Genomic DNA, 13,116 nt, shown 5'->3' with positions numbered 1-13,116 from the left:
TGCGAAAGCCCCAAGACGATCAATCGCGGGAAATCTCGTGCGCAAGATTCTTGTACTCGTAGGGCGACCGTAACGGACTGACCTAGCCGTCAGGACCGACCGGTCGCTCGTCCAGGCCCCCTCGCGGGCCTTTTTTATTGCCCTTAAGCCCAGGTTCGCCCCCATGTCCGCCCACCAGACGATCGAAGCCGAAACCACGACGATCTCCGGCGCCGAGATCGTGGTGCGCGCCCTTCTCGACCAGGGCGTGGACACGCTGTTCGGCTATCCGGGCGGCGCGGTGCTGCCGATCTACGACGCGCTGTTCGCCGAGCCGCGGCTGCAGCACGTGCTGGTTCGCCACGAACAGGGCGCAACCCACGCCGCGGAGGGCTACGCGCGCTCGACCGGCAAGCCGGGCGTGGTGCTGGTCACCTCGGGCCCCGGCGCGACCAATGCGGTCACCGGGATCGTCGACGCCCTGATGGACTCCATCCCCATGGTGGTCATCACCGGCCAGGTGGCCACCCACCTGATCGGCACCGACGCCTTCCAGGAATGCGACACCATCGGGATCACCCGGCCCTGCACCAAGCACAACTATCTGGTGAAGGACGTCGCCGACCTGCCGCGGATCATCCACGAGGCGTTCCACATCGCCACGTCCGGACGCCCAGGCCCGGTGGTCATCGACATCCCGAAGGACGTGCAGTTCGCCAAGGGCGCCTACCAGGGCCCCACCGAGGTGAAGCACGCCCACAACTATGCCCCGCGCGTGAAGGGCGACGCCGGACGCATCGCCGAGGCCGCCGCGCTGATCGCCAAGGCCAAGAAGCCGATCCTCTACACCGGCGGCGGCGTCATCAATTCCGGACCGAAGGCGGCGCTGCTACTGCGCGAGCTGGCCGAGCTGACCGGCGCGCCGGTCACCTCGACGCTGATGGGTCTGGGCGCTTTCCCCGCGTCGAGCCCGCAGTGGCTGGGCATGGTGGGCATGCACGGCAGCTTCGAGGCCAACAACGCCATGCACGACTGCGACGTCATGGTGGCCGTCGGCGCGCGCTTCGACGACCGGGTGACCGGCCGCCTCGACGCCTTCGCGCCCGGCTCGCGCAAGATCCACATCGACGTCGACGCCAGCTCGATCGGCAAGAACGTGCGCGCCGACATCGGCATCGTCGGCGACGCAGGCAGCGTGCTGGAAGACCTGATCGCCGCCTGGAAGAGCCGCAACCTGTCGGTCAGCAAGACGGCGCTGAAGGACTGGTGGACGGAGATCGACGCGTGGCGGGCGCGCCAGTCGTTCCGCTATCGGCCCGACGGCAAGCTGATCAAGCCGCAGTACGCCATCGAGCGGCTCTACGCGGCCACCAAGGACCTCGACACCTACGTCACCACCGAGGTGGGCCAGCATCAGATGTGGGCGGCCCAGTTCTACCACTTCGACCAGCCGAACCGCTGGATGACCTCGGGCGGCCTGGGCACCATGGGCTACGGCCTGCCGGCGGCGGTCGGCGTGCAGATGGCCCACCCGGACAGCCTGGTCATCGACATCGCGGGCGACGCCTCGGTGCAGATGACGATGCAGGAGATGTCGACGGCGGTTCAGTACGACCTGCCGATCAAGATCTTCATCCTCAACAACGAATGGATGGGGATGGTGCGCCAGTGGCAGCAGCTGCTGCACGGCGAGCGCTACAGCCACTCGTACTCGGCCTCGCTGCCCGACTTCGTGAAGATGGCGGAGGCCTACGGCTGCGTCGGCCTGCGCGCCGAACATCCCGACGAGCTGGACGACAAGATCGCCGAGATGATCGCGGTCAGGAAGCCGGTCCTGTTCGACTGCCGGGTCACCAAGGAAGAGAACTGCTTCCCGATGATCCCGTCCGGCAAGGCGCACAACGAGATGATCCTGGCCGAGGAGGCCCGCGACCTGGGCGCGATCATCGACGACGCCGGCAAGCGGCTCGTCTGATGCCGGCGCGGCGCGGCGGTTGCCTCTGCGGGGCCGTGCGCTACGAGGTCGAGGGGGCGCTGGCGCCGATCCAGCTCTGCCACTGCGGGCAATGCCGCAAGGCGCAGGGCTCGGCGTTCGCGGCCAACATCCCCGTGGCCGCCTCGGCGTTCCGGCTGCTCCAGGGCGAGGAGGTGCTTCGCGAACACCGCGCCACGCCCGGCAAGCGACGGGTGTTCTGCGGCGCGTGCGGCGGCCCGATCTTCAGCCAGCGCGATGACGCCCTGGGCGCCCTGCGTCTTCGCGCCGGGACCCTGGACGGCGATACCGGCCTGGAGGTGGGCTTCCATATCCAGGCCGCCTCGCGGGCGGCATGGTGGCCCATCGACGACGACCGGCCGGCCTATCCCGGCGCCGGCCCGGCCTGACCTCCCCCGAACGACGCAGACGTCGCTGGAAGATGAGCCGCACGACCCCCGCCACGCTCGCCCTCGACCGCGCGGGCCTCGCCTATTCGCTGGCGAGCTACGACTACGATCCCAACGCCGAGCGGGTGGGCCTGCAGGCGGCCGAGGCGCTCGGCGTTCCGCCCGGCGAGGTGCTGAAGACCCTGATGGTCAAGGCCGACGGCAAGCCGGCCTGCGTGGTGCTGGCCTCGGACCGCGAAGTCTCGATGAAGAAGCTGGCCGCCGCGCTGGGGGCAAAATCCGCCGAGATGATGAAGCCCGCCGACGCCGAGCGGATCACAGGCTATCGCGTGGGCGGCGTCAGCCCGTTCGGCCAGAAGCGGGCGGTCCCGACCGTGATCGACTCGGACGCCGCGGCCCTGTCCGCCGCCTTCGTCAACGCCGGCCAGCGCGGCCTGCAGGCGCGCCTGGCGCCCGCCGATCTGGTCCGCGCGCTGGGCGCGATCGTAGCGCTCGTGACCTGAGGCGAAGCGCGTCGGGCAAGGATGGAGATTCCCGCCGCTCCGGAGGGCCACGTAGTCGCGCCCCCGAGCGCGGCGCCCTCATTTCGGCGCGGCCACCTTGAACGGCTGGGACAGTTCCTGGAATTCGGCCATCGCCTCGGCCCGGGCGCAGTGCGCGGCCAGCGCCGGCCAGGCGCCCATGTCGAACACGCCCTCCAGCGCCTCGCCGACGAACCGGCCCACGGCGGCGAGGATGATGTCGGCGTGGCCGATCCGGTCGCCAAACAGCCAAGGCGAGGCGCGCGAGGCCCGCGCCGCCTCGATCAGGTCAAGCGCGCCGCCCACCTGGCCGCGGCAGCGCGCGACCCAGGCCTCGAGCGGCGCGTCTCGCAGCACCCGCTCGTAGACGAGCGCCACGCTCTTGTCCGCCGCGCCGGCCGCCAGCCCGATCAGGCGCATGGCCTCCAGCCGGTCGGGCCCGGAGGCGGCGATCAGGGCCCGTTCGGGGCCGACCATCTGGTCCAGGATGTCGATGATCGCCCAGCTGTCGGCGATGACCGTCCCGTCGTCCAGCACCAGGGTCGGAACCCGGCGCAGCGGATTGAACGGAGCGATCCTGTCCGCGTCGCCAAAGGTGGACCACGGCCAGTGCTCGAACGCGATGCCGTAGAGGCGCAGCGCGATGGCCACACGACGGACGAACGGGGAATCGTACTGGCCGATGAGCTGCATCGGGCCCTCAGGCCTTCAGCCGCATCTGGCCCATGTAGTCGCGCTTGCCCAGCGGCACGCCCTTGGAGCGCAGGATGTCGTAGGCGGTCGTGGCGTGGAAATGCAGGTTGGGCGTGGAGAAGCTGAGCAGGAAGCCCTCGACCGTGAAGGGCATCTGCCGCGGACCGATCTCGAAGACCATGTCCTTGCCTTCCAGCGCATTGACCTCGTCGGGGCTCAGCGCCTCGAGCGCGGCCTTGGCGTCGGTCACCAGGCCCTGCAGGCCCGTGTAGTCGAGGTCCATGCCCGAGCCGCCCGGCGGCCGGAACACGCCGGCCCTGGCGCCCTCGATAGCGCCCAGCGAGTGGTGGGCCACCGAGACAAGCTGGAAGCGGAAAGGCAACATGTCGTCGAAGATGCGGGTCTCGACCACGCCCGCCAGATCGATGCCGTTGTCCTCGCAGTGCGCCCGCCCGCGTTCCAGGAAACCCGAGACGCTTCCCAGCACCTGCAGGAACGACCGGACGGTGCAGTCATAGAGCGAGATCGACATGGGGCCCTCCCGAAGCGGCTTGTTCGGCCGAGCTATGCCCGGATCGCCCTGCGGAAGCCAACCGATTCAGCGCGCGCCCAGGCGGGCCAGCACTTCGCGCGGAATGCCATACTGCGCGATCACCGCGGCGCGGTCCCGCAGGCCCATCACCTCGCGCTGGACGAAGAAGCCCCACACGGCGTCGGCCGCCGCCCGCAACGCCTCGGCGCGGCCCTCCCCGCCCGGATGCTCGCTGAGCGCCGCCAGGGCGGCCTCGACCTTGCGGCCGGCCCGGCCCAGGGAATGGGCCTGCTCCTCCAGCAGCTCGTAGCGGAGGATGGCCTCGCCGGTCTCGACCTTGAGCCGGGTCGAAAGGCTCTGGGGCATGCGCAACGACGACATGGCCGCCATGTTGGCCGCCACGGCGCCGATGGCAAGGGCGTGGGAAGCGCCCGGCGCCGATGGATCAGTCGGCGCCGAACGCCTCGGCCACATCGTCGGTCGCCGGCCAGTAGCGATAGCCACGACCCACGTCCTCGCGCAGCAGCCGGTCGATCGCCCAGCCGCTGCGGCCGACGTGCACGCCCATGAGGGCCAGCTCGGAGACGATCTCCTCGCGCACGTCCTCCGGCACGGCCGCGTTGCCGCGGACGCGCGCCTCGTCCAGCCGCCAGCCGAACACGTGGTCGCGGCTGATGGAGACGATCGCGCCGGGCTGGCCTTCCCATTCGTAGAAGGCCGCCCAGCCGGTGGCCGCGTCCGAGCCGCGGTCCGCCAGGCAGTTGCGGAACCGGCGCGCCGCATCCTTCAGCGCCGCCTTGGTGGCCAGCGGCCGCAGCCGCGCCGTGCCCGGATGCGGCGGCGGCGCCGGCTCGGGCGTCAGGTCGTCGCGCACGGCCTCGAACAGCGCCTTGGGCGTGACCGCCCTGGCCCAGCCGTCCGCCACCGCCTGGGCCGCGACCGGCCCGTCGCGCAGCACGACCGCCTCATAGGCCTCGCGCAGCATCAGCACGCCCTCGGGGCTCAGACTGGCGGCCAGTCCGGCCGCTTCGGCCATGGGTTCGGGCATGCCGGCCAGGCGGTGGACGAGGGCCGCGTCCACCGTCTCGGCGTGACGCAGCACCTTGGCGGGCGCGCGCCGCTCCAGCAGCCGGATCGCGGCGCGGTAGGCCTCGGCGTCCCACGCCACCTCGCCCGCGCGACCCATCAGCCGCTCCAGGCCGGCGGGCGGGCGGGCCAAGAGCAGGCGGATCGCTTCGCGCACCCGGCCGCCCAGCAGGCGGTCGGCGAGCGGCCTCACTTCGCGGCCCAGCGCGAGCCCGAGACAGACGAGATGGCGGCGCACCGCCGAGGCGGCGAGGAATTCGCCATGCGGCGCAGGCCACAGCGCCGCCACGCGCGGCGCGAATTCGCCCGCCACCATCTGCAGCAGGGCGCTCGGTCCGGACTGTGCGGGCGCCGCGCCGACGCCCAGGACGGGGAAGAACATCTTTGGCTCCCAAGGGTGCGCCGCGCACCCTGCAGGAGCGCCGGCGTCAGCGGTTGATCGGGGGTGCGCCGGGGTTTCCGCCGAAGCGCACGAGAGCGGCGGCCGTCATCAGACGGTCCCAGCTCGGCTGTGTGTCGTGCGTGTTCATTCGGTGGGCTCTCATTCGAGAAGGCGCGCCGTGTCTCACGGAACGCCGGGACGTGGCAAGCGCGGGGAACAGGCCCCAGCGGCGTCGGCCCGGAGCTGTGTTCCCAAGGCCACGCTCACCCCGGGCTGGCGCTGATGCCGCCGTCGACGGTGAACACGGCGCCGGTCGTATAGGCGCTGCGGTCGGAGGCCAGGAACACCATCAGGTCGGCGACCTCGCGGGGCTTGGCGGGACGGCCCAGCGGATAGTTGGCCATCAGCTCACGGTAGCGGCTCTCGTCGTTGAAGCGGCGGGCCGCGGCCGTCTTCATCAGGGTGACGATGCGATCGGTCTCGACGGGCCCGGGGCTGACGCCGACCACCCGGATCCCGTCGCGCAGCGACTTGCCGCCGAGCGCGCGGGTGAAGGCGTAGAGCGCCGCGTTGCCCGCCGAGCCCGCGATATAGCCGGCGTCCATCCGTTCGCCCGCCGCGCCGATGTCGTTGATGATCACGCCCGAGCCGCGCGCCTTCATGTGGGCGTAGATGGCGCGGGTGAGGTTGATGTAGCCGAACACCTTCAGCTCCCAGGCGTGGCGCCATGTCTCCTCGTCGACGCTTTCCAGCGTGCCGCCGGGGATGTCTCCGGCGTTGTTGACCAGGACGTCGGCGTCCTTGCCCGCCTCGGCCAGGGCGGCGAGCTGGGCCGGGTCGCGGATGTCGGTGGGGACGGCCCGGGCCTGGATCTGGCGGGCCGAGCGCAGGCGTTCGCAGAGCGCTTCCAGCGCCGCGCCGCTGCGCGCGGCCAGGATGAGGTGGCAGCCCTCCTCGGCGAACGCTTCGGCCGCCGCCGCGCCGATGCCCTTCGAAGCGCCGGTGATCAGCACCGTGCGGCCGGCGAGATTCAGGTCCATGAACTCAGCAATCCCTAGTTGACGAACAAAAGCGGAACTGCGTGGATGCGTTCCGGAGGAACCGATGTTTCGACAGCTTGGCATGTGGCGTACTCAGCGCGCACTGCGAAAGAACATTGAGACGAATGGCTGGACGATTGTGCCGGTCGAAGGACCGGACTTCGGTTGGGCCTATACGGTCGGCCTATGGGAGAGGTTCGGGCTTCCCGAGCTGATCACGTTCACCTTGTCGGGGGACGATGCCGCTCGCTTGATCGCTGAAGCCCAGGCGTGCATTGCGACCACCAACCTCTCCCTGGAAGACGGTCTTCTGTGGAACGATCTCGGCTTCGAGTGCTGCTGGCGGCGCGTGAGCGAAAGCCAGTACCTAGGCTTTCAGTGGTTCTATTTCACAAAATGGTACTACGAAAGCCGCGCGAGCCGACGGGAGCCCGTCGAGTGCTTTCAGTTGTTCTCTCCTGACAACGCCGGCCGCTTCCCCTGGGAAGATGGATGCTCGGAAGGCGTTCGACGCTGCCAGCCCCAGCTCTTCAGACCGTTCGATCCAGACCTGCCAGGCGGCGGCGCGCTTGAAGTGGCGGATGGGGTGTGACACCTGACGCGCGACCCTCAGGAACCGCCGCCATGACCGACCAGCAGCCCGCCTCCGTCTACGACCTCAGCCATGAGGAAGCGCCCGAGAGCCGCGCCACCTTCGCCGTGATCGTGGACAACGAGCCCGGCGTGCTGCACCGGGTGGTCGGGCTGTTCGCCGCGCGCGGCTACAACATCGACAGCCTCACCGTCGCCGAGACCGACGCCAACGCCCACACCAGCCGGATCACCATCGTCACGCGCGGCACGCCGCAGGTGCTGGCCCAGATCGAGGCCCAGCTGCAGAAGATGGTCTCGACCCGCCACGTGCAGGACGTGACCCGCGACCCCAACGGCATCGAGCGCGAGCTGGCGCTGCTGAAGGTGAAGGGCGCCGGGGCCGATCGGGTGGAGGCGCTGCGCGTCTCCGACATCTTCCGCGCCAAGGTGATCGACACGACCCACGAGAGCTTCGTCTTCGAGCTGACCGGCGCCTCGACCAAGATCGACAAGTTCGTCGACCTCATGCGTCCGCTGGGCCTGGTGGAGGTGTCGCGGACCGGCGTGCTGTCGATGCAGCGGGGCGTCGAGGTCTTCTAGGGCGCCTACGCCGCCTGCGGTTCGGCCTGCGCCGCCCCTTGCTCGGCCCTCACCTGGCGGACGATCAACACGCGCATGGTCACGTACTGGATCGCAAAGAGGGCGACCTTCGAGACGGTCGGGAAGACGGCCAGGAACAGCGGCCACAGCGAGCTGAACCAGATGGCGAACACCAGGTTCGCGGCGCCGGAAACGAACATCAGCCCGGCCCAGACGTAGCCGAAGGCGATCATGGCGCGTTCGCCTCGGCCCTCGGCGACCGGCGGCAGGTAGCGCAGCATCCAGCCGCGCTTCAGCATCACCACCCCGACGATGGCGTAGATCAGCGTGGGCTTGGCCATCAGGAAGCGGACGTCATGGGCCAGCAGGCTGGCCGTGCCGAACACGAGCACGAGGCCCAGGCTCGCCCATTGCAGGGGTGCGATCTGGCGGCCCAGCAGCCGCAGGGCGATGATCTGGACGACGCCGACGGCCATGGCCGCGGCGGTGGTGATCACTGGATCCACCTTTAGCGCGACCAGCAGCGCGAACACGAGCGTGGGGGCGAGATCCTGAAGGAGGCCCTTGGCCGCGAACATCAGATTACCCATCGAAAACTCCTGCGGAAAACGATGGCCTGAGGCTAGCGACCGGCCGCGGGAACCCGTGAATCCGTCCGCGACGAATGCGCGGCGATCCGCGAAATCCACCCCGCCGTCCGCGCTTCGCGAATGGCGCGCCCGCTTCCGGTTCTTCATTTCTCAATCGCGAGCGCCTATATCTGGCGCGTCGGGTTCGCCCGACTATGGAGATAAACGCGCGCGAAATAAGCGGACTGGACCCGGGTGCGATTCCCGGCGGCTCCACCAAACCTTGTCCGGGTTATCGCCGGAAAAGTGCGGGGCCGATCAGCATCGACAGACGTGTAAAGGCGTTGCTTTCTCTCGGCATGACCCACCGTCCCGGGTCTTTAAACTAAATGCGAACGATAACTTCGCTGAGGAAGTTCGCCTGGCCGCGTAATGCGGTCCGGTAGACATCCGACCTAAGCCCTAGGGGTTCAGATCCTTAGGCGGGGCCCGGAGGGCGCCTGGCAACAGAAGCCCTCCACTTTCCACATCGGTGAAGGCGCCCTCCATTTCCAGGAAGAGTCTTCGGGGCGCCTGGCAACAGAAGCCCCTCACCTTCCTCAGTCCGTGCGGCGCCCCTCTTTTTCATCAGGAGTCCGGGGGCGCCTGGCGACAGAAGCCCCTCACCTTCCTCAGTCCGTGCGGCGTCCTCTGTACTCTCCCTTGCGCAGAGCCCGCCACGCGCTACCTTCCGGGCGTTCCGTTCGCATTTGGAGGCGCCCGTGGCGCAGGATCCGCCGACCCAGGACCTGATGAACTACGAGGCCCTGGCGCAGGACGCGTTGCGCGGCGTCGCGAAGGCGGCGCTGAAGCGGGCCGCCTCGCCCGAGGGATTGCCGGGCGCGCACCACTTCTACATCACCTTCAAGACCGACGCGTCGGGGGTGTCGGGCCCGCACGATCTGCTGTCGAAGTATCCCGACGAGATGACGATCGTGCTGCAGCACCAGTACTGGGACCTGGCGCCGGGCGAGACGTTCTTCTCGGTGACGCTGCAGTTCGGCGGCCAACCCAAGCGCCTTTCGATCCCCTACGCGGCGATCACCCGGTTCTACGACCCGTCCGTGCAGTTCCTGCTGCAGTTCGAGCCGCCGGCGGCGGCCCCGGCCAAGGCCGAAGCCGAAAGCGCGCCCGAGGCCAAGCCGGCCGAAACCGCGACCGCCGCAACCGCCGCGCCCGAGGGGGAGGCCAAGATCGTCTCCCTCGACCAGTTCCGGAAGAAGTGACCGTTCAGGAGCCCGCATGACCGACGTCGCCAGCCCTTCGGCTTCCAGGACCGACGAGGAGGGTCTGACCGACGAGGCCATTCTCCAACGGTTCCAGCGCACCAAGAACCAGCCGACGGGATCGCAAACCCTGGGCTTCCGGATGGTGTCGGTGAGCCAGGCCGAGCGATCGGTCGAGGTCGAGTTCGACGCCAAGGCCGAACTGCTGCTGAACCCCATGAAGCAGATCCAGGGCGGCTACCTCTGCGCCATGCTGGACGAGTGCATGAGCGTGGCCTGCATGGTGGCCTCGGGCATGACCGCGGTGGCGCCGACGCTGGAGATGAAGACCAGCTTCTTCCGCCCCGGCATGCCGGGGAAGATCAAGGGGATCGGCAAGGTGGTGAAGTGGGGCCGCCAGGTCGCCTTCACCGAGGGCGAACTCTACGATCCCGACGGCCGGCTGCTGGCCAAGGCGACCGGCACGGCGATCCCCACGCCCTTCACGAACTACAAGACCAAGTGACATGTTCGCCGCCGGCCGCCTGATCGCCCTGATCGCCAGCCTCTGGCTGGTCGCGGCGGGCGGCGCGACGGCGGCCTCGGCGTTTTCCGACTGGTCGGCGGTCGTGGTCGCCGGCGACTGGCACGCCCACGACGGCGGCCCTTCCGAGGCGTTCGACAACGCCCGGCGCGACGTGAGCCTGGCGCTGGAGCACGCGGGCTTCGCCGAGACGAACATCCGTCAGTTCTCGGTGCGACCCGAGCGCTACGCCGACACCCACCCGGGCAAGACCAGCCTCCAGGGCATCTACGACGCGCTGGTCGACCTCTCGGCCAAGGCGCCGGGCGGGTGCCTGTTCTACATCTCCTCGCACGGAGCCCCGCAAGGCGCGCTGGTCGACCAGACCATCCTCCTCCCCGGCACGCTGGGGACCATGCTCGACCGCAGCTGCGGCAAGCGTCCCACGGTAGTCGTGATCTCTGCGTGCTTCTCGGGCGTGTTCGTGCCGACCCTGGCGCGACCCAACCGCATGGTGCTGACCGCCGCACGGCCCGACCGCACATCCTTCGGCTGCGGCCAGGACAACAAGTACCCCTACTTCGACGACTGCTTCCTGTCGTCGATGCCGGGCGCCCACGATTTCGATGGCCTGGCCGATGCGGTGCGCGAATGCGTCAGCCGGCGCGAGATCGCCGAGAAGATGAGCCCGCCGTCCGAACCGCAGGTGTGGGTCGGCGCGCAGCTTCGCCCCATGCTGCCGTTCTACGCCTTCGACAGCGCCATCAAGACGGACGACTGAAGCCGGCGGGCGCCGCGACTCAGCCGAGATGCTCTATGGTCGGCGCTTCAGCAGGGAGTGGACGATCGACGATGGGAAGCCTCGGAAAGGCGATCGCGACGGCGCTCATCCTATTGCTGGCCACGCCCGCCGCATCGGCCCAGGAGGCTCCAGCCGCCAGGCTGCCCGAGACGCCGATCCCCTACAGCCAGGTCGCACCGAAGCCCGCGCCGCGGATCGCGCCCGCCCGGACAGCGCCGCCGGCCGAGGCGGCGGCGGCGGCGGCGCCGTCCCGCCCGTCCGCAGGGGTGCGCCTCGAACCGGGGCAGGCGCTGGATCCCGCGGAGCTGCAAGCCTTCCTCGACGGCTGGATTTCCGACGCCATGGCTCGCGAGCACATCGCCGGAGCCGCCATCTCGGTCGTGCAGAACGGCCAGGTGATCCTGGACAAGGGCTATGGCTTCGCCGACCTCGCCCCGCGGCGTCCCGTCGATCCGGACCGGACGCTCTTCCGCATCGGCTCCATCTCCAAGACGTTCACCTGGATCCTGCTGATGAAGGACGTCGAGGCCGGGCGCATCCGGCTCGACCGGCCCATCAACCTCTATCTCCCCGAGAAGGTCCGCCTGCCCGGCAAGTCGAGCGACCTGATGGTTTCCAACCTCATGGACCACTCCGCCGGCTTCGAGGATCGCGCACTGGGCCAGCTCTTCGAGAACAATCCGCGACGGGTGCGGCCGCTCGCTCTCTACCTTCGCCAGGAACGGCCAGGGCGGGTGCGGGCGCCAGGCGTGCTGTCGAGCTATTCCAACTACGGCGCGGCGCTGGCGGGCGAGGCCGTCGCCTTCGTCTCCGGCAAGACCTTCGAGCGCCGGGTCGAGGACGACATCGCCCGGCCGCTGGGCATGGACCACACCACGTTCCGAGAGCCCAGGCCGGAACGGCGGGGACTGCCCGCCGCCATGCCCCGGGCGCTCTGGCCCGACGTGGCCCAGGGCTACGGCTGGCGCGGCGCGCGCTTCGCCAAGAACGACTACGAGTATATCGGCCAGGTCGCCCCGGCCGGCGCGGCCTCGTCCACGGCCGGCGACATGTCGCGCTACATGCTGATGCTGCTGGGCGACGGTTCATGGAACGGCGCGACAGTGTTCGGCCCCCGCGCCGCCAAGGCGTTCCGGACGCCGCTGCGGCGCACGCCGCCAGGGATCAACGGGTGGGCGCACGGCTTCATGATGTTCGACCTGCCCGGCGGCTTCGAGGGCTACGGCCACCTTGGCCACACCATCGCCTTCAAGTCGAACATGACGCTGGTCCCGAGCCTGGGTCTCGGCGTGTTCGTCACCACCAACAGCGAAACCGGCGATCGGCTGGCCGACATCCTGCCGGCGGAGCTGGTGAGACATTTCTACGCACCCCCGACGATCTTCCCGCGCCCGGGGTCGCCCGAGCTGGCGCGCGAGGGCGGCATGTTCGCGGGCCAGTACATCACCACCCGCCGCGCCTACGGCGGCCTGGAGGGCTTCGCCGGATTGCTGAGCGGCGGTGCGAAGGTCTCGGTCACGCCGGACGGACGGCTGATCACCGCGGGGGCGGGCGGGCTCAAGGCCTGGGTTCCCGACGGCGCGTTCGGCGACGGGCGCTTTGTCTCGACGACCGGCGACACGCGCATGGCGTTCCGCGTCAGCGGCGGCCGCGCGGTCAGCTTCCAGATGGCGGACAACTCGCAGACATTTCAGCGCGCGGCGATGTGGCAGCGCCCTATGTTTATGATTTTGCTGACGATCCTGGTCGCCATCGCCGCTGTGGCGACACTCTTCGGCCTGGCGCTCCGCAACCGCAGGGAGCTGCGCCAGAACCAGACGCAGGCCCGCGCCGCCCTCGTCCAGAACATCCAGGCCGGCCTGTGGCTGACTGTCCTCGGCCTCTTCTCGATCTGGGCTGCGAAGGCCGGGGACGCCCAGGCTCTGATGTACGACTGGCCGGGCCCCGTGCTGGTCACCGCGTCGGCCGCAGCGCTCGTGGCGGCGGCTCTCACGCTCCTGACGATCGCGGCCCTGCCGGCGGTGTGGCAGGGCGGCCGGCGCGTCGATTCATGGACCGTGCTGCGTAAGGTGTTCTTCACCGCCACTGTGGCGATCTACGCGGGCTTCTCGGTGCTGCTCGCCATGGCGGGCGCCCTGGAGCCTTGGAGCCGGTAATTCCTGCCCAGCTCTAAACGGGGCCTTAACCAAG

At 69.5% G+C, this 13,116-nt stretch carries 15 protein-coding genes and 1 other RNA gene; 10 read left to right on the top strand and 6 right to left on the bottom strand.

Features of this window, described 5'->3' with window-relative positions; translation table 11 throughout:
- Positions 1-163: 163 nt before the first annotated feature.
- From GC203_RS16365 to ybaK, 3 genes are read left to right on the top strand one after another with little or no spacing between them, the layout of a single operon-like run.
- Positions 164-1,954 (top strand): acetolactate synthase 3 large subunit, encoded by a 1,791-nt coding sequence (locus GC203_RS16365; protein WP_293456672.1) that lies wholly within the window; start codon positions 164-166, stop codon positions 1,952-1,954.
- Positions 1,954-2,361, top strand: coding sequence for a GFA family protein (locus GC203_RS16360; RefSeq protein ID WP_293456669.1), 408 nt, complete (start codon positions 1,954-1,956; stop codon positions 2,359-2,361). The genes GC203_RS16365 and GC203_RS16360 overlap by 1 nt, the downstream gene beginning before the upstream one ends.
- A 32-nt stretch (positions 2,362-2,393) precedes the next feature.
- The gene (ybaK, locus tag GC203_RS16355; protein WP_293456666.1) at positions 2,394-2,864 is read left to right on the top strand and encodes a Cys-tRNA(Pro) deacylase; all 471 of its coding nucleotides are present in this window, start codon (positions 2,394-2,396) and stop codon (positions 2,862-2,864) included.
- A 78-nt stretch (positions 2,865-2,942) separates the two neighbouring features.
- Here the strand turns inward: ybaK and GC203_RS16350 are convergent, their stop codons facing one another.
- From GC203_RS16350 to GC203_RS16330, 5 genes are all read right to left on the bottom strand, one after another.
- Complete coding sequence (locus tag GC203_RS16350; RefSeq protein WP_293456665.1) at positions 2,943-3,575, bottom strand: glutathione S-transferase family protein; 633 nt, start codon at positions 3,573-3,575, stop codon at positions 2,943-2,945.
- 7 nt (positions 3,576-3,582) lie between these two features.
- The gene (locus GC203_RS16345) at positions 3,583-4,107 is read right to left on the bottom strand and encodes a DUF1993 family protein (RefSeq protein ID WP_293456662.1); all 525 of its coding nucleotides are present in this window, start codon (positions 4,105-4,107) and stop codon (positions 3,583-3,585) included.
- 66 nt (positions 4,108-4,173) lie between these two features.
- The gene (locus GC203_RS16340) at positions 4,174-4,509 is read right to left on the bottom strand and encodes a DUF6665 family protein (RefSeq protein ID WP_293456660.1); all 336 of its coding nucleotides are present in this window, start codon (positions 4,507-4,509) and stop codon (positions 4,174-4,176) included.
- Between the two features lie 43 nt (positions 4,510-4,552).
- On the bottom strand, positions 4,553-5,575 hold the full coding sequence (locus GC203_RS16335; protein WP_293456657.1) for a hypothetical protein: 1,023 nt from the start codon (positions 5,573-5,575) through the stop codon (positions 4,553-4,555).
- Positions 5,576-5,838: 263 nt separating this feature from the next.
- Positions 5,839-6,615: an SDR family oxidoreductase gene (locus GC203_RS16330; RefSeq protein ID WP_293456655.1), complete on the bottom strand. Its 777-nt coding sequence runs from the start codon at positions 6,613-6,615 to the stop codon at positions 5,839-5,841.
- A gap of 64 nt (positions 6,616-6,679) precedes the next feature.
- Between GC203_RS16330 and GC203_RS16325 the strand changes: the two genes are divergently transcribed.
- Together GC203_RS16325 and ilvN are read left to right on the top strand one after the other, a co-directional pair.
- Positions 6,680-7,207, top strand: a complete 528-nt coding sequence (locus GC203_RS16325; RefSeq protein WP_293456653.1) for a DUF4262 domain-containing protein — start codon at positions 6,680-6,682, stop codon at positions 7,205-7,207.
- A gap of 32 nt (positions 7,208-7,239) precedes the next feature.
- Positions 7,240-7,788 carry an acetolactate synthase small subunit gene (ilvN, locus tag GC203_RS16320; protein WP_293456650.1) on the top strand — a complete coding sequence of 183 codons (549 nt, stop codon included), beginning with the start codon at positions 7,240-7,242 and terminating at the stop codon, positions 7,786-7,788.
- A gap of 5 nt (positions 7,789-7,793) precedes the next feature.
- Here ilvN and GC203_RS16315 read toward each other — a convergent pair whose 3' ends face one another.
- The gene (locus GC203_RS16315; RefSeq protein WP_293456647.1) at positions 7,794-8,378 is read right to left on the bottom strand and encodes a septation protein IspZ; all 585 of its coding nucleotides are present in this window, start codon (positions 8,376-8,378) and stop codon (positions 7,794-7,796) included.
- A 138-nt stretch (positions 8,379-8,516) separates the two neighbouring features.
- On the opposite strand from GC203_RS16315, the gene ssrA reads away from it, so the two are divergent.
- From ssrA to GC203_RS16290, 5 genes are all read left to right on the top strand, one after another.
- Positions 8,517-8,879: a transfer-messenger RNA gene (ssrA, locus tag GC203_RS16310) on the top strand.
- Positions 8,880-9,118: 239 nt separating this feature from the next.
- Positions 9,119-9,622: a ClpXP protease specificity-enhancing factor SspB gene (locus GC203_RS16305; RefSeq protein ID WP_293456644.1), complete on the top strand. Its 504-nt coding sequence runs from the start codon at positions 9,119-9,121 to the stop codon at positions 9,620-9,622.
- 16 nt (positions 9,623-9,638) lie between these two features.
- On the top strand, positions 9,639-10,127 hold the full coding sequence (locus GC203_RS16300) for a PaaI family thioesterase (RefSeq protein WP_293456641.1): 489 nt from the start codon (positions 9,639-9,641) through the stop codon (positions 10,125-10,127).
- 1 nt (position 10,128) lies between these two features.
- The gene (locus GC203_RS16295; protein WP_293456639.1) at positions 10,129-10,905 is read left to right on the top strand and encodes a C13 family peptidase; all 777 of its coding nucleotides are present in this window, start codon (positions 10,129-10,131) and stop codon (positions 10,903-10,905) included.
- A 71-nt stretch (positions 10,906-10,976) separates the two neighbouring features.
- Positions 10,977-13,082 (top strand): serine hydrolase domain-containing protein, encoded by a 2,106-nt coding sequence (locus GC203_RS16290; protein ID WP_293456637.1) that lies wholly within the window; start codon positions 10,977-10,979, stop codon positions 13,080-13,082.
- Positions 13,083-13,116: the final 34 nt, after the last annotated feature.

The organism is Phenylobacterium sp. (assembly GCF_016124325.1).
Taxonomy (GTDB): domain Bacteria; phylum Pseudomonadota; class Alphaproteobacteria; order Caulobacterales; family Caulobacteraceae; genus Phenylobacterium.
This window is presented reverse-complemented; position numbering and strand designations above follow the sequence as displayed.

What these genes read in the sequence shown, in the direction of transcription:
- GC203_RS16360 (WP_293456669.1), top strand. Translation starts at nt 1,954, where the DNA reads ATGCCGGCGCGGCGCGGCGGTTGCCTCTGCGGGGCCGTGCGCTACGAG.
- GC203_RS16335 (WP_293456657.1), bottom strand. Translation starts at nt 5,575, where the DNA reads ATGTTCTTCCCCGTCCTGGGCGTCGGCGCGGCGCCCGCACAGTCCGGA.
- ilvN (WP_293456650.1), top strand. Translation starts at nt 7,240, where the DNA reads ATGACCGACCAGCAGCCCGCCTCCGTCTACGACCTCAGCCATGAGGAA.
- GC203_RS16315 (WP_293456647.1), bottom strand. Translation starts at nt 8,378, where the DNA reads ATGGGTAATCTGATGTTCGCGGCCAAGGGCCTCCTTCAGGATCTCGCC.
- GC203_RS16330 (WP_293456655.1), bottom strand. Translation starts at nt 6,615, where the DNA reads ATGGACCTGAATCTCGCCGGCCGCACGGTGCTGATCACCGGCGCTTCG.
- GC203_RS16350 (WP_293456665.1), bottom strand. Translation starts at nt 3,575, where the DNA reads ATGCAGCTCATCGGCCAGTACGATTCCCCGTTCGTCCGTCGTGTGGCC.
- ybaK (WP_293456666.1), top strand. Translation starts at nt 2,394, where the DNA reads ATGAGCCGCACGACCCCCGCCACGCTCGCCCTCGACCGCGCGGGCCTC.
- GC203_RS16365 (WP_293456672.1), top strand. Translation starts at nt 164, where the DNA reads ATGTCCGCCCACCAGACGATCGAAGCCGAAACCACGACGATCTCCGGC.
- GC203_RS16325 (WP_293456653.1), top strand. Translation starts at nt 6,680, where the DNA reads ATGTTTCGACAGCTTGGCATGTGGCGTACTCAGCGCGCACTGCGAAAG.
- GC203_RS16345 (WP_293456662.1), bottom strand. Translation starts at nt 4,107, where the DNA reads ATGTCGATCTCGCTCTATGACTGCACCGTCCGGTCGTTCCTGCAGGTG.
- GC203_RS16290 (WP_293456637.1), top strand. Translation starts at nt 10,977, where the DNA reads ATGGGAAGCCTCGGAAAGGCGATCGCGACGGCGCTCATCCTATTGCTG.
- GC203_RS16300 (WP_293456641.1), top strand. Translation starts at nt 9,639, where the DNA reads ATGACCGACGTCGCCAGCCCTTCGGCTTCCAGGACCGACGAGGAGGGT.
- GC203_RS16295 (WP_293456639.1), top strand. Translation starts at nt 10,129, where the DNA reads ATGTTCGCCGCCGGCCGCCTGATCGCCCTGATCGCCAGCCTCTGGCTG.